The 20142-nt window shown below is 60.9% G+C and carries 15 protein-coding genes; all 15 read right to left on the reverse strand.

The features are described from left to right. Positions 1-404 precede the first annotated feature (404 nt). On the reverse strand, positions 405-1700 hold the full coding sequence (gene gshA, locus IEX16_RS03185; RefSeq protein WP_188706538.1) for a glutamate--cysteine ligase: 1296 nt from the start codon (positions 1698-1700) through the stop codon (positions 405-407). A 116-nt stretch (positions 1701-1816) separates the two neighbouring features. Beyond that, entirely contained in the window at positions 1817-2440 is a 624-nt protein-coding gene (locus IEX16_RS03190) for a methyltransferase domain-containing protein (protein ID WP_188706540.1), read from the reverse strand. 118 nt (positions 2441-2558) lie between these two features. Next, positions 2559-3869, reverse strand: coding sequence for a glutamate-5-semialdehyde dehydrogenase (locus tag IEX16_RS03195; protein WP_188706542.1), 1311 nt, complete (start codon positions 3867-3869; stop codon positions 2559-2561). 64 nt (positions 3870-3933) lie between these two features. Then, positions 3934-4470 carry a hemerythrin domain-containing protein gene (locus IEX16_RS03200; RefSeq protein WP_229676145.1) on the reverse strand — a complete coding sequence of 179 codons (537 nt, stop codon included), beginning with the start codon at positions 4468-4470 and terminating at the stop codon, positions 3934-3936. 46 nt (positions 4471-4516) lie between these two features. Then, on the reverse strand, positions 4517-4921 hold the full coding sequence (locus tag IEX16_RS03205) for a ribonucleotide reductase subunit alpha (RefSeq protein ID WP_188706544.1): 405 nt from the start codon (positions 4919-4921) through the stop codon (positions 4517-4519). A 12-nt stretch (positions 4922-4933) separates the two neighbouring features. Then, positions 4934-5614 (reverse strand): nitroreductase family protein, encoded by a 681-nt coding sequence (locus IEX16_RS03210; RefSeq protein WP_188706546.1) that lies wholly within the window; start codon positions 5612-5614, stop codon positions 4934-4936. Between the two features lie 11 nt (positions 5615-5625). Then, the gene (locus IEX16_RS03215; protein ID WP_188706548.1) at positions 5626-6948 is read right to left on the reverse strand and encodes an NnrS family protein; all 1323 of its coding nucleotides are present in this window, start codon (positions 6946-6948) and stop codon (positions 5626-5628) included. Continuing rightward, entirely contained in the window at positions 6945-10514 is a 3570-nt protein-coding gene (locus IEX16_RS03220; RefSeq protein ID WP_188706550.1) for a ribonucleotide reductase barrel domain-containing protein, read from the reverse strand. Before IEX16_RS03220 ends, IEX16_RS03215 begins: the two co-directional genes overlap by 4 nt. Before the next feature lie 12 nt (positions 10515-10526). Further along, positions 10527-11723 (reverse strand): NAD(P)H-dependent flavin oxidoreductase, encoded by a 1197-nt coding sequence (locus IEX16_RS03225; protein WP_229676146.1) that lies wholly within the window; start codon positions 11721-11723, stop codon positions 10527-10529. Positions 11724-11757: 34 nt separating this feature from the next. Then, the gene (locus tag IEX16_RS03230) at positions 11758-12450 is read right to left on the reverse strand and encodes a carbonic anhydrase (protein ID WP_188706555.1); all 693 of its coding nucleotides are present in this window, start codon (positions 12448-12450) and stop codon (positions 11758-11760) included. Beyond that, positions 12447-13307, reverse strand: a complete 861-nt coding sequence (locus IEX16_RS03235) for a peptidylprolyl isomerase (RefSeq protein ID WP_188706558.1) — start codon at positions 13305-13307, stop codon at positions 12447-12449. The genes IEX16_RS03230 and IEX16_RS03235 overlap by 4 nt, the downstream gene beginning before the upstream one ends. 23 nt (positions 13308-13330) lie before the next feature. Next, the gene (gene narI / locus IEX16_RS03240; RefSeq protein ID WP_188706559.1) at positions 13331-14053 is read right to left on the reverse strand and encodes a respiratory nitrate reductase subunit gamma; all 723 of its coding nucleotides are present in this window, start codon (positions 14051-14053) and stop codon (positions 13331-13333) included. Beyond that, on the reverse strand, positions 14050-14754 hold the full coding sequence (gene narJ, locus IEX16_RS03245; RefSeq protein WP_188706562.1) for a nitrate reductase molybdenum cofactor assembly chaperone: 705 nt from the start codon (positions 14752-14754) through the stop codon (positions 14050-14052). Before narJ ends, narI begins: the two co-directional genes overlap by 4 nt. 3 nt (positions 14755-14757) lie before the next feature. Continuing rightward, complete coding sequence (gene narH, locus IEX16_RS03250) at positions 14758-16290, reverse strand: nitrate reductase subunit beta (protein ID WP_188706564.1); 1533 nt, start codon at positions 16288-16290, stop codon at positions 14758-14760. Then, positions 16287-20105: a nitrate reductase subunit alpha gene (locus tag IEX16_RS03255; protein ID WP_188706566.1), complete on the reverse strand. Its 3819-nt coding sequence runs from the start codon at positions 20103-20105 to the stop codon at positions 16287-16289. Before IEX16_RS03255 ends, narH begins: the two co-directional genes overlap by 4 nt. Positions 20106-20142 lie beyond the last annotated feature (37 nt).

Genomic DNA, 20142 nt, shown 5'->3' on the forward strand with positions numbered 1-20142 from the left:
CGTTGAGCCGGAATCAGTTCAGGCCCGATGCGGGAAGGGTTGCCTTGGGGACGCTATTTTGCGCCTCGCGCGGCCCGAAACAAGTCGGACGGCCACCCGAACCACCAGATTTCAGGGCTTTGTTGCGGTGCAACAACTTGTAACATGAACGGCTGCGACCTGGCCGGTCCGGTGCTTGGCCTTGGCTTAGGGAAACACTATTTTTTTGATAGCTGCTCACGCCCGCTAGCTATGGGCTAGAGGCCTAAAAGACTCAAAGTCTGGGTCGGCGAGGAAATATCGTTATTTTCCTCGATTTTTTCAACGGCCACGGACAGACCGGCTTTGCCGGGTGCCCGCGGCGTCCCCTGCAAGGGAAACGGCCCTACACCGAGCGCAGCGGAGTGAGAACGATAGGGGTGAGCCTAGTCATAGACCTCGGCGTCCGGATCGGTTGCTTCCAGCTCGTAGCTGGCGGCCAGCATGGCCAGGCGGCCAATCACTCCGTACATATAGAAGCGGTTGGGCCCGCTGGCACCTGGCGGCACACCCGGTTGCGGCAGGCGCCCGCTGTCGGCAAAAGCCAGCGGCACGAAGCTGGAGCCCGGCGCGTTGAGGTTTTCGTCGATGCCGCGGTCGGCATGCACGCGGTAAAAGCCGCCCACCACGTAGCGGTCCATCATGTAGACCACCGGTTCGGCCACGGCGTCATTGATGCGTTCGTGGGTCTGCACGCCTTCCTGGATGATGACCTCGGACAGCGACTGGCCGTCCTTGGTGGTGCTCATCTTGTTTTTTGTCTTGCGGTTGAGCTCGTCCAGGTCTTTCACGTCGCGCACCGTCATGATGCCCATGCCGTAGGTGCCGTTATCGGCCTTGACGATGACAAACGGCTTTTCGTTGATGCCGTATTCCTTGTATTTGCGCCGGATCTTCGTCAGCAACGCATCAACGTTACTAGTCAGGCAGTCCATGTCGGCGCCTTCGGCCAGGTTGACCTCGCCGCATTTAGCAAACATCGGATTGATCAGCCAGGGGTCCACGCCCAGCAGCTTGCCGAAACGCTTGGAGACCTCCTCGTAAGCCTGGAAATGGTGCGACTTGCGCCGCACCGACCAGCCTGCGTGCAGCGGCGGCAGCAAATACTGCTCATTGAGGTCTTCCAGCATGCCGGGTGTGCCGGCTGACAGGTCGTTGTTGAGCAAAATCGTGCAGGGGTCGAAGTTTTTCAGGCCCAAGCGCCGATCCGTGCGCACCAGCGGCTCCAGCGTGATCTGCTCGCCGGTCGGCAGGGTCAGCGTGGTGGGCTCGGTGATGTCCAGGCTCAGCGAGCCGAAGCGCACGTTCAGGCCGGCCTGGTGGAAGATGCGCTTGAGCTGCAGCACATTGGACAGATAGAAGGTGTTGCGTGTGTGGTTTTCGGGGATGACCAGCAGGTTGCGCGCCTCAGGGCAGATCTTTTCAATCGCCGCCATCGCCGCCTGCACCGCCAGCGGCAGCATCTCGGGCGTCAGGTTGTTCCAGCCGCCGGGGTAAAGATTGGTGTCCACCGGCGCCAGCTTGAAGCCCGCGTTGCGCACATCGACCGAGCTGTAAAACGGCGGCGTGTGCTCCATCCACTCCAGCCGGAACCAGCGTTCGATCGCCGGTGTCATGTCGAGGATGCGCTGTTCGAGCTCGTTGGTGGGGCCGTTGAGGGCGGTGATGAGGTGCGGAACCATGGAATCCTCTGGAGAATAGGCGAATAACCCGTCAAACCTGGGGCCGAAACGCAAGGCTTCAAGTTCTGCAAAGCCAGGCTTAGTGATCACGCTCGCCATGGCCGGGTTGAAGAAACCTACCGGTGAGTGAAGCGTCCTTTTCTTTCCATTTCGTCCGGTAGCAATTTGCGCATGACAAATTCAATGGCGGACTCACCCACTGGCGTCCTCGTTTGGTCAAATCGATCCAGCTTATACCGGTAGGTTGCATCCAGCAATTCCAGTTTTATGGTCTGGGCCACGCCAGACATGCCGCCCAGGAGATCCATCACGTTGATCGACTTTGGGGACCAACTGGATGTTTTGTGGACGGTAAATGTCCACTTGTGGTCCGAATTGAAGGTAGAAGGGAAACTACCCTGTTCATAGAGATCTTCGTCGGGAATCACGACAACCAAATGCCCGCCAGGCTTGAGGACCCTTAACCAGTGATGCATGGCGATACGGGGTTCATGCATGTGCTCAAGACAGTGACTTGAGTGCACGAAATCCAGCGAGGCATCTCCAACGGTTTCGAGCAGTTGCGCATCGCCATCCGGCATGTCCCAGTTTCGAACAGTTTTCATCAGCGGAAATTGCTCGGCATACTGCCCCAAGGGGTCCGGCCCACATCCAATGTCGATGCCGTCGCCCACAAAAAAACGTGAACCGAAACGGTTATCGTGCAATCGACGCATCAACGCCTTGCTCGCCTCATGCATAAAAATCCTTTGGCTGTTTAATTTCTGACGCGAAACATGAAGCCGTGCGCTTGCGATTCATGCTGCAGCAAAGGCAGTGGTGCGGGCATTTCACGCTTAATCGTTCAATCAAAACTCATCAACTCCGTACTTGGCCCTGGCCCAGCACCACATATTTCAGCGAGGTCAGGCCTTCGATGCCGACCGGCCCGCGGGCGTGGAATTTATCAGTGCTGATGCCGATTTCGGCGCCCAGGCCAAACTCGAAACCGTCGGCGAAGCGGGTGCTCGCATTCACCATGACGCTGGCCGAATCGACCTCACGCAGAAAGCGCTGCGCATGCATGTGGTCACGCGTGAGGATGGCGTCGGTGTGGTGGCTCGAATATTTGTTGATGTGACCAATCGCTTCGTCCACATCCGCGACGACCTTGATGCTGATGACAGGCGCCAGGTATTCCTCGTACCAGTCCTGTTCGGTGGCGGACCGCACCTTTGCCCCCGGCAGCTTCGCGAGCATGGCCTGGGCCTCGGGGTCGCAACGCATCTCCACACCTTTGGCGGCATAGATCGCACCGATTTTTGGCAGGAACTCCGCCGCCACACCACGCGCGACCAAAAGGCCTTCGCTGGCATTGCAGGGGCTGTACTTCTGGGTCTTGGCGTTGTCGGCCACGCTCACAGCCATGGCGATGTCGCAGGGGTCGTCCACATAAACGTGGCAGTTTCCGTCCAGGTGCTTGATGACCGGCACTTTCGCATCGCGGCTGATGCGTTCGATCAGCCCCTTGCCGCCACGCGGGATGATCACGTCCACATACTGCGGCATGGTGATCAGGAGGCCGACCGCTTCGCGGTCGGTGGTTGGCACCAGTTGCACCGCATCGGCGGGCAAGCCGGCTTGAGTGAGCGCCTGCTGCACCAGCGCAGTCAGCGCCCTGTTCGATTCAATCGCCTCGGAGCCGCCGCGCAGAATACAGGCGTTGCCACTTTTGATCGCCAGCGAGGCCGCTTCAATCGTGACGTTGGGCCGGCTTTCATAAATCATGCCGAACACGCCAATGGGCACACGCATCTGGCCGACGCGGATGCCGCTGGGCTGCTGTTTCATGCCAATGATCTCGCCGATCACGTCGGGCATGGCCGCAAGTTGCTCGCATCCAAGGGCGACAGTTTCCAGGGTTTTCGCTTCGAGCTTGAGCCGATCCAGCATGGGGCCGGCCAAGCCGGCCGCTGTCGCGCGTTGCAAATCGAGGGTATTGGCGGCCTGCAGAGGCGCGATCTGGCTGCGCAGCAAGGCAGCCAGCCCCGCAAGTGCTTTGTTTTTGATAGCTGATGGCGCCCGCGCCATAAGAGCTGAGGCCGTTTTTGCTTGAGAACCCAGCGTCTGCATCAGGTCTGGGAGTTCGCTGCGGGCAGCCAGGGCGTTGGAAGAGTCGGGCGCGTTCATCGCGCTATTTTGCCTGTAACGGCGGCCAGACACCTGCCCGCAGCAGACCGCAAATGGCAGCCCTTCACTGGATGGCACTGACGCCGCGGCGCTGCATCATGTCCTGGCTCATGGTTTGAAGAGCGCCGCCCGTCAAAGCAGCATGCGCCGCAGGGTAGACCAGATGGTCTTCGTCCTGCATATGCCGTGTGTACAAGGCGGCAAAGCCGTTCAGCGCCAGGGTCTGGCCGGGCGCCAGCGGCGCCCACTCAGGGGCTGGACTTTCTGCGATACCCAGCAGCACCCTGCGCGCCAGCGGCCAGGCGACTTCCATATCCCGATGGTCCTGCAACAAGCGCTGCACCAAAGCGGCCAGCGCCACGTCTGTGCCCGCCAGCAAAGGCGGGAACACATGCAGCTCTTCGTCCTGATGGTGCAGCGGGGCGGCGAGATCAAAGTAGCGCATCACGTCGCGGGCGGCCTGCCGCGCAGCCTCGTCCTGGCCCTGCTCAAGCAAATGCTGCTGCAGCCGAGCCAGCAACACCAGCGTGCGCGCCACACGCTCGTGACAGGCCGCCAGCATCTCAAAAGGCGCCTCAAAACCGGCGCCCGGTACGGGCATGCCAGGCAAGGACGCAGGCGGGCTTACCCGGCGCAACACGCCCATGTCAGCCCATCTGCACCGGTTGCCCCTGCGGGTCAAACGGAATAAAAGCGCCAATCCTCCCCTGCTTGATGGACTCGACCATGCGTTGCAGCGGCTCTTCGGCGTCCTCGGTGGTCGGCGCCCGGTTCACAGTGCCCGACATGGCCGCGGCAAACACCAGACCCCAGGCGTGGCCGAACTGGCTGGACTCTTGCGCCAGCGCTGCAAAAGACGTCAATTCGTCCGGGCGTTTGTCCACACACATCAGCGGCACCAGCGCACCGCCCTGGCCAGCTTGGAAACGCTCGCGCTGAAGCGGTGTGCTGTCCTCGGGCAACTCGACGCCGGTGAACACAAACAGCAGGCGTTGCGCCTCGGGCTGGGCTCGGGCCGCTTGCAGAAGATCGTCAAAACTCAGAATGTCCATGAAGCTATCCAGTCACAGGGAATAAAAAGAATGCAGCGCCTCGACCGGCGCAACGGTTTGAACAGCAGGCAGCCGGGTCATAAACTCGGGCGGGGCCGGGCGCGGTCGTGCCAGCTTGCGCGACTGAGCCGTACCCACGCTGACAAAACATAGCGGCTGTTCGCCCTCTGCCAGGCAAAACAACTTGCGAAGCCCGTCAAACTTCAGGGCCTGACCACTGGTCAGTGCCGAACCAAACCCGAGCGCCGTGGCCATGAGCAACATGTTCTGCACCGCGCAGCCGGCAGAGACGATGCGTTCGGACAGGTCAATCGCGGCATCGCCGCGCCGACCATCCACGACGACCAGCAACAGCAGGGGAGACCGATAGGCTTTTTCGCGCGCCTGACCGATCTGTACGGGCGTTGCCAGCGCGTCGCGTGCGATCAGCGCCGCGCCAAACACATCGGCCAGTCGAAAGCGTGCGTCCTGCGGCACCAGCACGAAACGCCACGGCAGCAGCTGCCCATGGTCGGGCGCGGTGGCTGCGGCATTCAAAATCATGGCCAGCTGCTCTGGAGCCGGCCCGGGTGCAATCAAGCGTTTCGGCAAAATGGTCTGCCGCGACTGCATGGTGGCGGCCACCATCGCCGCCAGCTCGTTCTCCGGCTCAACGATTTCGGGACGGCGGACAGGAACAGCAACGAGGCCCATGCTTATCCGATTCAACCGGGACGGGCGTCTGCGCGCAGCCTGCCATACCAGCTACCCAGCCGCACACCCCACACGCCCATGACACTGGTCCATGTCAAGACTGCGCCCAGCAAAACCCAGGCCGCAAAGGGGCTCTGCGCGGCGGCGCCAATACGCAGCAAGGTCGCCAACTGCAGCAAGCAGAACAGCGCCCAGGTCAGGTTGTCAGCCACCAGTGCACGCCCGCTGTGACCACAGGACACACGCGTGACCATGGCCAGCATCAGGGACGCCAGACAACCCATGGTCAGCGCATGCAGCGATCCCAAAGCCAGCACGGGCGTGCCCTGCCACAAACTCAGCCACTGCGAAACGCCGGCCAGCAGCAGCGACAGCCCAAGCCAGACAAACCCGATATGCAGCATGGCCAGCAGGCGGTTTTTCAGGCTTTGCACCAACCCCCAGACAACAGCCAGCCAAAGCAGCACGCCGCCCGAGACCAGTTCAAGTGCGCCGCGCGCAAACATCCACCCGGCTTCAGCAAAGCCCCGAAGCCAGGCGGCATGCTCCACCCACGCAGCGGCCACCTCGAAGGCTGCGACGCCCAGCATCAGCCACAACGCCCAGGATGGTCGCCACGCATTGACCAAGGGCATGGCGCTGGAGGTAAAAAACGGAATCATCCGGTGCGCCACCACCACGTACACCACCACAATAAATCCCCACAAACCGGTCAGCACGCAGGCACGCGCCAGAGCTGGCTCACCCAGCAGCAGGCTGAGCGCCAGCCCGCCCAGGCTAAGACATCCCACCACGCAAGCCACGCCCGCTGTGCGCGCGTGCAACTGGTCTTCGGCTTCGCTGCGCCGGATGAGCCCCCAGAACAGGGCAGTCACCCACGCCAGCCCCACGCACGAAAGTACCAGCGCGACCAACGCCATCAAGCCGTGCAGATGCGCGCCAATCAGCCACAACATCCAGCCGCTTGCCTGCAGCAGCAAAGGCACAAGCAATTGCCGGGTCTGCGGTGGCGTGACACCCAGCCACTTCGGGCCGGCCGTGAACAAAAAGCCTGAGAAGAACAAGGGGATAAAACCGAAGGTCATCACCGCGCCGTGGACCAGTGAGGGCGACAAGGCGTAAGGCAGACTCAGGACAGAACTGACGCGGTCCAGCTGAACCAGCGCCCACCAGAGCGCCGCAACCACCAGCACCAGCATGGCCAGAAAGAAGCCCAGTCGATGCGGCGCCAGCATCAGATGGCCGACGCGCCAGCGATGGTCCACCATCGCCCGCTCGCTGGCCGAAGGCTTGCCAGGCTTCAGCCGCAACGCGATGACTGGCGGTTCGCTCATCCGCATACCCCCAGATGACCACATTGCGTGCAATAGTCACAGCCGTCCTTTCGAATAACGGCATGCGCACCGCACTCACTGCATTTCTTGCCCGCCATCACGGGGGGCGCAAGCGAGGCATCAACCTCGGGCTCTGCAACAGGTGCTGCCCCAGACGCTGATCGATCAGCACGCAATGCAATGATGTTCTGCACCGCATAGGCAATGGCAGCCACCTCGGAGTCGTGCCACAGGGGTACGCGCGTGCCGTCGGTCTTCTCGTAAGTTCCCAATCGCACCGGTCCTCGGTCCCAGGCCACCTTGCGCATGTCGCTGAGCGCCCGCTCCAGAAATCCGCCGCGTGCAGCCAGCGACAACATGCGCATGCTGGAAGTGATCCACTGTTGTGATTCGCCGCTTTGGCCCACCGGCATGAAAAACTCGATGGCGCGCTCAACAGTGCCCGCACCGCTGGCCGCTGGCACTGGCAAAAACGACACTACGATGTACAGCGTCTTGTGGCCCTCCTGCGTCCAGTAGTCGACCTTTTCGGCCACCGCCGATAGCGCACCCTTGGGTCGGCTTTCGATCACGGTGCGCATGGGGTCCATGGCGGTCGCCGCAGCAGAGGGCGCTGCTGCAGGGTCAGAATGAACCTCCAGCACCGAACCCAAAATAGCATTTGGCCGGTAGGTCGCCAGACCCTTGAGGCCCGCTCGCCAGGCCAACTGGTAGAGCCCCTTGAAGTCTTCGTAGGCGTAGTCGGCCGGCACGTTGACGGTCTTGGAGATGGCGGTGTCCACAAAGGGTTGAACCGCTTGCATCATGGCGATGTGACTTGCCGCCGACATCTCAAGCGCGGAGACAAAGTAGCTGGGCAGCTGGTTCACGTCACCCCCCAACTCCCGGTACAGGCGCCAGGCGTGGTCTTCCACGGCGTACTCGGTGGTGCTGCCATCGGACTCGCGCTTCTTGCGCCGGTACATCCAGGAGAACGGGGGCTCAATGCCGTTGGAAGCGTTGTCGGCAAAAGCCAGGCTGACCGTACCGGTAGGCGCAATAGACAGCAAATGGCTGTTGCGGATGCCATTGGCACGGATGGCCTTTTGCAACGCGGCCGGTAGCCGGCTGGCAAAGGTACCGCTGGCCAGGTAGCCGTCGGCGTCGAACTTGGGGAAAGCGCCTTTTTCTTTGGCCAGTGCCACCGACGCGGCATAGGCTGCGTCGCGCATGTGCACAGCAATACGCGCAGCCATCGCGCAGCCTTCTGGCGTGTCGTACCGCAGGCGCAACATGGCCAGCGTATTGCCCAAGCCGGTAAAACCCACCCCAATTCGGCGCTTGGCGGCGGCCTCGGCCTGCTGCTGCGGCAACGGCCAGAAGGTCACGTCCAGCACATTGTCAAGCGCCCGTACCTGGGTGCTCACCGACTTTTCGAAGGCCTGAAAATCAAAGTCAGGGGCGTCGTCAAATCCAAAAGGATGGCGCACAAATCGCGTGAGGATGATGGGTCCGAGATCGCAGCAGCCGTAAGGCGGCAACGGTTGCTCGCCGCAGTTGTGGACATACAGGCCGTTGGCATCAAAGGCGTGAACGTCTGCCACGGTGACATCAAAAACATCTTCGCTGCCGTCCTCGGACAGCGATGCAACCGTGGCCGTGAAGCGCTCACGGTTGAGGCTGCGGTTGTAACTGCCCAGCGCACGGTCCAGCCGTTCAGCCTTGTCGGTATCGGCAAAACCAATGCGCTCTGCGTAAATTCGCAGGTTGTCCGCACTGACGACCAATTCGTGCTGCGAGGCGGTCTGGCACACCTTCAATCCACCGCGCCCGTCGGGCAGCGGTCGTACCTGTGCCAGACGCCGGTTTGGGTAGATGGTTGAGGCAATGCCCACACGCAGCAACATGCGCTGCGTCGTCTGAAGCAAGCTCAAATCACTTTGCGACAACCTCAGGCTGACACCTTTTTCCTGCGAGCCCTGCACGGAACCATCAGCGTCAAACAACCCGCGCAAAAGCCCTTCGGCGAAAGCGGACGAAGTTTTCTCCATGGCTGGGGTAATGGTCTTGTGCCCCGGGCGCATGCCCATTTTCTGGGCAAGGTGCCGTACCGCACCGGAAACCATGCGCGCCTCGCCTCTTACCGATAGGGGTCGCTGAAAGCCTCCGAAATCGGCGCGGTGAGACAAGGTGGCGGCCGCAGCCTCGGCAGCCTGCACGATGCCGGCAGCGCCTGTTTGCGCGTAAGCAAGAGCGCCATTTGCTGCCAACTTGAGCTCCGGTGCCCACACTGAAATTACCGCCTTGTCGTTCTTGAGCGTGCCATCGCCGATCAGCAGCCCCAGCAAGTAACCCTCAGCCTGCGTGCCGGTGCCCTCCCAGCCACCCAGTGCGCGATGATCGTGCAGCAGGATTTCGTCCCCCGCCTTTAGCTGTGAAGCCTCGGTCCACTCGGCCTCCAGCGTGTAGCGGGTTCTGCGCGCCACACGACGTACACGGTGGTCGGCGGTGAGGCGCAAGACCTGTCCTTCACGCGTGCGCAAGACAAACACCGGTTTATGGCCTGTCTTGAAAAAACCGTCACTCTTCACGGCGAAGGCCTTGCCATCGACCACCGCGTTAAACGGCTGGCCTATCAGGTCCGACACCTGTGCCGGCCCATCTGTCGTCATCACCCAGGTATCGCCAGCAACGCAAGGATTGGTCGCAGCAATCGACTCACAGTAGCGCAGGTTGTTGTCCTGGTTGATGTGGTCCAGAAACAGGATGCCGGGCTCGGCAAAATCGTAGGCAGAACGCATCACGGTGTCCCACAACTCGCGCGCCGCCACGGTTTGGAAAACCCATAGGCCATCCGCGCGCTGAAAGGCGCCCTGCGCCATCAGCGGCACACCGGGCTTGGCGATGTGCACCAGTTCCCACGGCTGATCTTCGGCAAGGGCATGCATAAAGGCATCTGGCATCCCCACCGAGACGTTGAAGTTGCTCCAGCGGCCCGCCGTCCGTTTGGCGGTGATGAATTCGTACACATCCGGGTGGTCGATGCGCAACACACCCATCTGCGCGCCGCGCCGGGCACCCGCGCTTTCGACCGTGGAACAGGACTGGTCAAACACATTGATGTAGCTGCATGGGCCCGATGCCAAAGACGCCATGGCTTTGACTTCAGCCCCGCGCGGACGGATGCGCGAAAAGTCGTAACCCACACCGCCACCACGTCGCATGGTTTCAGCCGCTTCGCGCAAGGCCTCATAGATGCCGGGAAAACCACCGTCGTCAAAGCCCTGAATGCAGTCGCCCACGGGCTGCACGAAGCAGTTGATCAAGGTGGCCTGGATGGTCGTACCTGCCGCGCTCATGATGCGGCCTGCGCCGATGGCGCCGGCGTGCAGGTTCTCAAGAAACAGTGATTCGTGAGCTGCGCGCTCAGCTTCCGGTTCGACCGAGGCAAGCGCCCGCGCCACTCGCCGGTAGACGTCTTCCGCGCTGGACTCCCCCGCCTTGAGGTATTTTTCCTTCAGCACATCATGGCTGATGGTCTGCGTGGCCGTCAGATCCTGAGGCCGGCCAAATTGATCGCGTTTCATGTCCCGCGCTCCCTAGACAAGCGCCGCAGGACGAACACCGCCCAACAGCCATTGCATCAATTCTTGCACCGAACGGATCTGATTGCCAAACGGCAAACGTGCAGCACCACGAAAGAAAAGGCCTTTGCGCGTATCACCGTCAAACGCGTGACCGAGCTGCTGGTCGATGCAGAACTGCCCCATGCTGGCCACCCCATCCCGCAGTCCACAATGCGCGAGACAGTCAAACGACATATTGCATTTGGCCTTCACGTGGGCCGCATTCTGGAGCTTGGGCTCCAGGCGCAGGTATTTGTCCAGCCAGGGCGTGCGCACTGCACGCGCGGGCAGACCGGCCACGCTGATGAATTCCACCAGGTCTTCCGGCCTGGCGTCGGCCAGTACTTTTTTGAAAGCAGGGTCTGCATCGCACTCATGCGTGACAGCAAAAGCTGTACCCAGCTGTACCGCCGAAGCCCCCAGCGCCTGCAGGCGCAGGATGTCTTCGCGGCAGTTGATACCCCCTGCCGCAATCAGCGGGATCTCGCGCTCAATGCCGGCTGTCTTGAAAAACGCCAGCGCCTGCGGAATGACCACCTCAAAATCGAATCGCGTGTCGTGCAGATCGGCCACTTTTGCAGCACCCAGATGACCACCCGCCAGACCGGGATGTTCAATCACGACGGCATCGGGCAGACGTCCCTTTTTTTGCCACTTGCGCACCAGCAACTGCACGCCGCGCGCGTCTGACAGGATGGGGATCAAAGCGGCCTTTGGAAAGTCTTTTGCCAGTTCCGGCAGATCAAGCGGCAAACCCGCGCCCACTACCAGCGCATCGGCCCCGCTGGCCAAGGCCTGATGCACATAAGTCTCGTACGCAGTAAGGGCTTTCATCACATTCACGGCAAGCAGGCCACGGCCCTGTGCAAGCTCACGCGCCCGGCGGATTTCCCGGTCCAGCGCCTCCAGATTGGCGGCATCAATCTGCGCGCCAGCGTCAGGCTCTTTGTCAAGATGCCCGGTCTTCGCCATCAGGTCCGGGTGCAAGCGCCGCAAGTCCACTGAAGACAGCGTGCCCACACCACCCATGCTGGCCACCGCACCTGCCAGGCCCCCGGCAGAAACACACACGCCCATGCCGCCCTGCACCACGGGAATCAAGTCCTTGCCACCCAAATGCCAGGGCTTGAGACCTGAATCATGGGACAGCATCTCCAAAATCCCTGCCATGGCAGCCGAGTCGACAGGGGCGCCTGCGCTCACCTCAGTTACTGATGATTTGTCCATCGTGCTCCACATAAGGTTGGTACGGCCCCGTGCCGCTGTTAGAGGCTATCGCGGCCGGCACGAAGCTTCCTTGTCGTACATCAAAGACATGAATTTCACCGTCCTCAATGACGTAGTGCCAGCCGTGCAGCGTCAACGCGCCCTTCTCGACTTCACGCCGTACCATGGGATAAGCCATCAGTCGTTCAAGCTGGAGCACCACCACGCGCTGCTCGGTGCGGCGCAAGGCCTCGGGGCTGGAGCGCACGGGCAGCAGGGCTTCGGTGGCCAGTTTGAGCCAGGCCTGAAGCGCCACCGCCTCTTCGGGTACACCTTCGTAGGCAGCGCGGATGGCGCCGCAGTGGCTGTGTCCGCAAACGATGATGCGCTCCACATGCAGGCTGAGTACCGCAAATTCAATCGCAGCCATCGTTCCGTGCAGACCATGTGACCCGTCATAGGGCGGGATGAATGCCCCAACATTTCGCACAATAAACAGCTCGCCCGGACCGGCGCCGGTCAGCAGGTAAGGCACCACACGTGAGTCTGAGCAACCGATAAACAGGGTTTTTGGATGCTGCCCCTGGGCCACCAAGTCCTGAAAACGCTGCTGGTGCAACGGAAAGTAGTCGGAGTGAAAACGCCGCAGGCGGAGCAGCAACTCGTCCGCACCTGCGACGTCTTCGGTCATTGAACCAGAGGCGAATCCGCCCCTTCCAGCGCAATACCCTCAATGTCTGCCTCGCCCACCAGCAGGCTCATGTACTGGTGCAAAGCCCTGGCACGCGACTGCATGGTCAGCAAGGCCGCAATGCGCTCGCGCACGTCCTCGTAGGCAGGCTGCGTGCCACTGCGGCGCTCCAGCACGTCGATGATGTGAAAACCGAAGCGCGTGTGAAACAGGCGCGGATGCACACCGGTACCGCTCTGCGCATGCTGGAGGTGAAACAGTTCGGTCGCCAGCTCGGGTGCACAGTCGTCCGGGCCGATCCAGCCGAGGTCACCGCCCTGCGCACTGCTCGGGCAGTTCGACAACTCGGTCGCGAGCTGAGCAAAATGGGCGGGCTGCACGCCCTTGTGCGAGAGCTCAAGCAGTGCACGCTCGGCATGCACGGTGAGCGCCTGGACATTCACGCCGGGCGTGACCGCAAACAGGATGTGCCGCACATGCAGCGCTTGCCCCACGACAAACTGCGGCTTGTGTGCTTCGTAATAGCGTTGGCCTTCCTCTTGAGTAGGTCGGGGCGTGACCACCTGCTGGTCCACCATGGCCTCGATCACCGTGCGTTCGGTCTCGCCCAATTCAGGGGTGGTCAGTCCAGGGTGGCGTGGCAACAAGCCCTCACGTACCGCCTGCTGACGAAGCAGCTCGGTATAAGCCAGTTCGCGCAGCGTAGCGGCGTCCGGTTGTTGGCCGGGCGAGTGCAGGGCAATACCGTTGATGAAGGCTGTCGGCATAAGAGGCACGGAGGCCGCAGAAGCGCACTGGCAACTGCCGCTGCCGCAGCCCTGCGTGACGACGGGAGTTGGGGAAGTCAGGGTGTTCATGGCAATACTCGTTCTTGTGTTGCTTAACGTTCGCCGGACGACTTGGCCGTCGGTACACCCATACGGCGGCTGCGTACCACCTGGTAGGGACGAAACAAGTAAACGACCGATGCAAAACCGCTCCACACATGAACCAGGCGGCTGAACGGAAACAGCAGGAAGATGGTCATGCCGAACACGACGTGAAACAAGTAGGGCCAAGGCAAGACGGCCAGTGCCGCAGAGTCCACCTCACGCAGGGTGAGAATGCGCTGGGCCCATTCGGCCAGGATCAGCATCACACTGCCATCGGCGTGGCCCCATGAGTACGGCAAGGTGATCAGGCCCACCACCAGCTGCACCCACAGGATCAGCAAAATCGCCATATCGGTCTTGTGGCTGGTGTAGCGGATGCGCGGGTCAAACATTCGGCGGTAAATCAGCATCGACAGCCCGATGAAACAAATGAAGCCGGCGATGCCGCCCGCGTAGATCGCCAGACGCTGCTTCATTGCGGCGTCCATCAACATGCCGTAAACAGCATGGGGCGTCAGCAGACCGACCAGGTGGCCAAAAAACAGGAACAGGATCCCGACGTGAAACAAGTTGCTGCCCCAGCGGAGCAGGCCGGTACGCAGCAATTGCGACGAGTCGCTTTTCCAGGTGTACTGGTCGCGGTCAAAGCGGAGCAGGCTGCCGAGCAGGAATACCGTCAGACAGATGTAGGGATAGACACCAAAAAGAAAACCATGAAGACCGGGGCTCATGTTTGTGCTCCTTGGGTGGGACGTGCTCTCAGTGCCTTGGGCACGATATGAATCGGTTGCGGCTGGTCGGTCTTGGCCTGCCCTTTGGACGAGCAGCCGTCAAAGACGACCGGTTCCTGCCATACCGCGTCGATGGACTCTTCTGCAGCAATCTGCACCGGCTGGGCTTTTTCACCAGCCAGCTCCAGCAGAGCGCCCAGCACACTGGCGTAGGCACTGCCGCGCTGCTGTAGCGCTGCAAAGATCGCGTTGAAGATGTGTGCCATCTCGGCCAGGAACTCGCGCGCCTCGCGCGCCGGTTGGGTGGAAGTGAACTCCAGCACCACCGGCAAGTAGTCTGGCATTTCGCCTTCGGCAAGGTACATGCCGGCCTTTTCGTAGGTCTGCGCCAGATCAATCATGGCCGGCCCGCGATCGCGCGAATCACCGTGCACATGTTCAAACAGGTGCAGCGAAGTCGCGCGGCCTCGGTCAAACAGTTCGACATACGCAGCCTCGGCATCCAGCGGTTCAGCACTGGCAAGCGCGGCTATCATGGCGTCCAACTCGGCCAGACGCTGCGGGCCCAAGGCACGCTCTGTATGCAGCGCCGCACCAAGCGCTGGCAAGTTGCCCAGCAACTCGGTGTCGGGATAGCCCAGCAAGCGGCCAAGGACTCGCAGGCTTTTTGTCGCCTGCGGAGGGTTGTTAAAAAGTGCCATGGTTCAGACCTCCACCTTGATGGGAATGGTGCGTTTTCGGTTGCCACCGAACAGGCTGACATCACTCTCGCCGTCAGAGCAGCCGTTGCCGAACGTGAAGCCGCAACCACCCCGCATGTCGAAGGTGTTCTCGGCGTATTCGCGGTGGCTGCTGGGGATGACAAAACGGTCTTCGTAGTTGGCAATGGCCATGATGTGGTACATGTCCTCGACCTCAGCCACGGTGAGGCCGGCCTGCTCGAGCACGGCGAGGTTTTGCACCTGATCCACATGTTTGCTGCGCTGATAAGAGCGCATGGCCAGCATGCGTTGCAAGGCGCGGATCACCGGAGCGGTGTCGCCCGCAGTCAGCAGATTGGCCAGGTACTGCACGGGAATCCGCATCTGCGCGATGTCGGGCAACTCGCCGTTGATACCAATGTGGCCGGCATTGGCAGCCGAAGTGATGGGCGACAGTGGCGGCACATACCAGACCATGGGCAGGGTGCGGTACTCGGGGTGCAGCGGCAAGGCCACTTTCCACTCCACCGCCATCTTGTAGACCGGGCTGCGGCGTGCGCCTTCGAGCCAGGCCTCGGGAATGCCGTCCCTGCGCGCCTGCTCAATCACCTTGGGGTCATGCGGATTCAGGAAGATGTCGAGCTGGGCCTGGTACAAGTCCTTGTCGTCCTCCACGCTGGCGGCTTCCTGGATGCGGTCGGCGTCATACAACACCACGCCGAGGTAACGAATCCGTCCGACGCAGGTTTCGCTGCACACGGTCGGCTGGCCAGCTTCAATGCGCGGATAACAGAAGGTGCATTTCTCCGCCTTGCCGCTTTTCCAGTTGTAGTAAATTTTCTTGTACGGGCAACCCGAGACACACATGCGCCAGCCCCGGCATTTGTCCTGGTCGATCAGCACAATGCCGTCTTCCTCGCGCTTGTAGATCGACCCTGAAGGGCAGGAGGCCACACACGCGGGATTGAGGCAGTGCTCGCACAGCCGCGGCAAATACATCATGAAGGTGTTTTCGAACTGGCCCACCATGTCCTTCTGGACCTGATCGAAATTGGCGAGATTGGCATCCTTGCTGCGCTTGGAAAACTCCCCACCCAAGATCTCTTCCCAGTTCGGGCCCCATTCGATTTTGTCCATGCGCTTGCCGGTAATCAGGCTGCGCGGGCGTGCGGTCGGCGTAGCCTTCATCTCAGGCGCGGACTGCAGGTGGTCGTAGTCGAAGGTAAAGGGCTCGTAGTAGTCGTCAATCTGCGGCATGTTCGGGTTGGAGAAGAGCCGCATCAGCAGCTTCCACTTGCCACCCTGGCGCGGTTCAATGGAGCCGTCCGCCTTGCGCACCCAGCCACCGTTCCACTTGTCCTGGTTTTCCCATTCCTTGGGGTAACCAATGCCGGGCTTGGTCTCCACGTTGTTGAACCAGGCGTACTCCAAACCCGGACGGCTGGTCCAGACGTTTTTGCAGGTAACCGAACAGGTGTGGCAGCCGATGCACTTGTCCAGGTTCAGCACCATGCCGATTTGTGCGCGTATCTTCATGCTGCTTCTCCCATTTGCTGAACAGCTTCGGCGCGCTCGTCGTCACGCGGTGTGTCGAGCCAGTCCACTTTGTCCATCTTGCGTACCACCACAAACTCGTCGCGGTTGGTGCCTATGGTTCCGTAGTAATTGAAACCGTAGGAGAGCTGCGCATAACCGCCAATCATGTGGGTTGGTTTGAGCACAATCCGCGTCACTGAGTTGTGGATGCCCCCACGCTGGCCCGTGATCTCAGAGCCGGGTGTGTTGACGATTTTTTCCTGCGCGTGGTACATCATCACCATGCCAGGCTTGACGCGCTGGCTGACCACAGCGCGGGCAGCAATCGCGCCGTTCACGTTATAGGCTTCGATCCAGTCGTTGTCTTCCACGCCGATGAGTTTGGCGTCGTCTTCGCTAAGCCAAATGATGGGCCCGCCCCGGCTCAAGGTGAGCATCAACAGGTTGTCCGTATAGGTTGAGTGAATGCCCCACTTTTGGTGCGGTGTGATGAAGTTCAGCAGGATTTCGGTGTTGCCGTTGCTGCGAATACCATGCACGCCAGCCGTGGCCTTCAGGTTCACCGGGGGACGGTAGCTGGCGAGGCCTTCGCCGAAGGCCAGCATCCACGGATGGTCCTGGTAGAACTGCTGGCGTCCGGTCAGGGTGCGCCAGGGGATCAGCTCATGCACATTGGTGTAGCCCGCGTTGTACGACACGGTTTCCGATTCAATGCCACTCCAGGTCGGCGAGCTGATGATCTTGCGGGGCTGCGCCTGGATGTCGCGAAAGCGAATTTTTTCGTCTTCGCGGTGAATCGCAAGGTGCGCGTGCTCGCGCCCGGTTTGCTTTGACAGTGCGTTCCAGGCCTTTACCGCTACGTGCCCGTTGGTTTCAGGTGCCAGCTGCAAGACCATTTCGCAGGCGTCAATGTCGCTGTCGATGCGCGGCATGCCCTGCGTCACACCGGGCTCGGTCACCAGTCCGTTCAACTGGCCCAGCTGGCGCACTTCGGTTTCTGTGTTCCATGAAATGCCCTTGCCGCCATTGCCCACCTTGTTCAGCAAGGGGCCAACCGCCGTGAAGCGCTTGTAGACGTTGGGATAGTCACGCTCAACGACCTGCATTTGCGGTGCGGTCTTGCCGGGAATCAGTTCACACTCACCACGCTTCCAGTCCTTGACTTCAAACGGCTGTGCCAGCTCGCCCGGCGAATCGTGCATCAACGGGGTCAGGACCATTTCCTTCTCAACACCCAAATGACCGTCACACAACTCGCTGAATTTTTTTGCGAAACCTTTGTAGATTTCCCAGTCACTTTTTGATTCCCACACCGGGTCCACGGCGGTGGACAACGGATGAATGAAGGGATGCATGTCGCTGGTGTTGAGGTCGTTCTTTTCGTACCAGGTCGCGGTAGGCAGCACGATGTCGGAGTACAGGCAGGTCGTGCTCATGCGGAAGTCGAGCGTGACCAGCAGATCCAACTTGCCTTCGGGCGCCTTGTCGTGCCACACCACTTCTTCTGGCTTGCCATCTTCGGCACCCAGGTCCTTGCCCTGAACACCATTGTCCGTACCCAGCAGATGTTTGAGGAAATATTCGTGGCCCTTACCCGACGATCCAATGATGTTGGAGCGCCAGACAAACATGTTGCGCGGCCAGTTGTCCGGATGGTCAGGGTCCTCGCAACTGAGTTTGAGCGAACCGTCCTTGAGTGACTTGACGACATAGTCTTTCGCATCGAGTCCTGCCGTCTGCGCGTCTTTGACGATCTGCATCGGGTTGGTCTGCAGCTGCGGCGCACTCGGCAACCAGCCCATTCGTTCGGCACGCACGTTGTAATCAATCATGCTGCCGCCGTAGAGCTTTTTGTCGGCCAGCGGTGACAGCACTTCATCGACGCCCAGCTTTTCGTAGCGCCACTGGTCGGTGTGGGCATAGAAAAAGCTGGTCGAGTTCGTCTGCCGTGGTGGGCGAATCCAGTCGAGCGCAAAGGCCAGCGGTGTCCAGCCGGTCTGTGGCCGCAGTTTTTCCTGGCCCACATAGTGCGCCCAGCCACCGCCGCTCTTGCCAATGCAGCCGCACATCATCAGCATGTTGATGACGCTGCGGTAGTTCATGTCGCTGTGGTACCAGTGGTTCATGCCCGCGCCGATGATGATCATGGAGCGGCCTTCGGTCTTCTCGGCGTTGTCGGCAAACTGTCGTGCCACGGTGATCACTTGGGCACGCGGCACACCGGTGATCTGTTCCTGCCAGGCCGGTGTGTACGGGGTGTTGTCGTCAAAATCAGCGGCCGCCAGCTCACCGGGCAAGCCACGCGAAATGCCGTACTGCGCAACCTGCAGGTCGAACACGGTGGCCACCAGTGCTAAGCGCTCTTCACCCGCCTTGCCCAGTGAAATACGCTGTACGGGAACCGTGCGTACCAGCACATCGCCCTGTTCATTGTTGGGAAAGTGTTCGTGAGGGATGCCGCCAAAATACGGAAACCCCACTTTGGCGCTGTCCTGGCTGGGCGCGTCACCCTCCATCACCGACAGCTTGAGCCGAACCTCGTCACCCTGGCTTGCCTCCTTTGCCTCCAGGTTCCACTGCCCCGCATCGGCACGGCCGTCCGGTCCCCAGCGAAAGCCGATGGCGCCGTTTGGCAACACGACCTTGCCCTGCGCGTCAAAAGCGACGGTTTTCCACTCCGGGTTATTGGCTGCGCCAAGTGTGCCGTTGAAGTCGGAAGCGCGCACGTAGCGGTCCGGCACCATGACGGTTTCGCCGTTTACCATCTGGTATTCCTTGAGCATCACCAGCATCGGCATGTCGGTATAGCGCCTGGCGTATTCATCGAAGTAGGCCGAGCGCGGCTTGCCGTTGCCGCCGAAATAGAAGTCTTTCAGAATTACATGGCCCATCGCCATGGCGACTGCAGCGTCAGTGCCCTGCTTCGGGTGCAGCCACAGATCAGACAGCTTGGCGACTTCGGAATAATCCGGCGTGATCGCAACCGTCTTGGTGCCCTTGTAGCGAACCTCTGTGAAGAAATGAGCATCCGGTGTACGCGTTTGCGGCACATTGGAGCCCCAGGCAATGATGAAACCCGAGTTGTACCAGTCGGCCGACTCGGGCACGTCGGTCTGTTCACCCCACACCTGCGGACTCGACGGAGGCAAATCGCAGTACCAGTCGTAAAAGCTCATGCAGACGCCGCCAATCAGCGACAGGTAGCGCGAACCTGCGGCGTAGCTGACCATGGACATCGCCGGGATGGGCGAGAAACCGATGATGCGATCCGCGCCATGCTTTTTGATCGTATAGATATTGGACGCAGCAATGATCTCGTTGACCTCGTCCCAGCTCGAACGCACAAAGCCGCCAAGGCCACGCACGCGCTGGTAGTCACGCCGCTTGGCATCGTCCTGCACCACCGCGACCCACGCCTCCACCGGCGGCAGCGTCAAACGCGCCTCACGCCAGTGCTTGAGCAGCCGCGCACGAATCAGTGGGTATTTGACACGGTTCGCGCTATACAGATACCAGCTGTAGCTGGCACCGCGCGAGCAACCGCGCGGCTCATGGTTGGGCATGTCCCAGCGAGTGCGCGGGTAGTCGGTCTGCTGGGTCTCCCAGGTCACGATGCCGCCCTTGACATAAATCTTCCAAGAGCATGAACCCGTGCAGTTCACCCCGTGGGTGCTGCGCACCACCTTGTCGTGGGCCCAGCGGTTTCGGTAGGCCTCTTCCCAGGTGCGGTCTTCGGCGGTGGTCACACCGAATGTTCCGGAAAACGGTTCTCTCGGGTTGGAAAAGTGGTTCAGGCGATCGAGGAAGTGGCTCATTAGATTCTCCGGGTGGAACGGTGCAAACTATTGTTCG

It is taken from the genome of Polaromonas eurypsychrophila (assembly GCF_014641715.1).
GTDB lineage: Bacteria > Pseudomonadota > Gammaproteobacteria > Burkholderiales > Burkholderiaceae_C > Polaromonas > Polaromonas eurypsychrophila.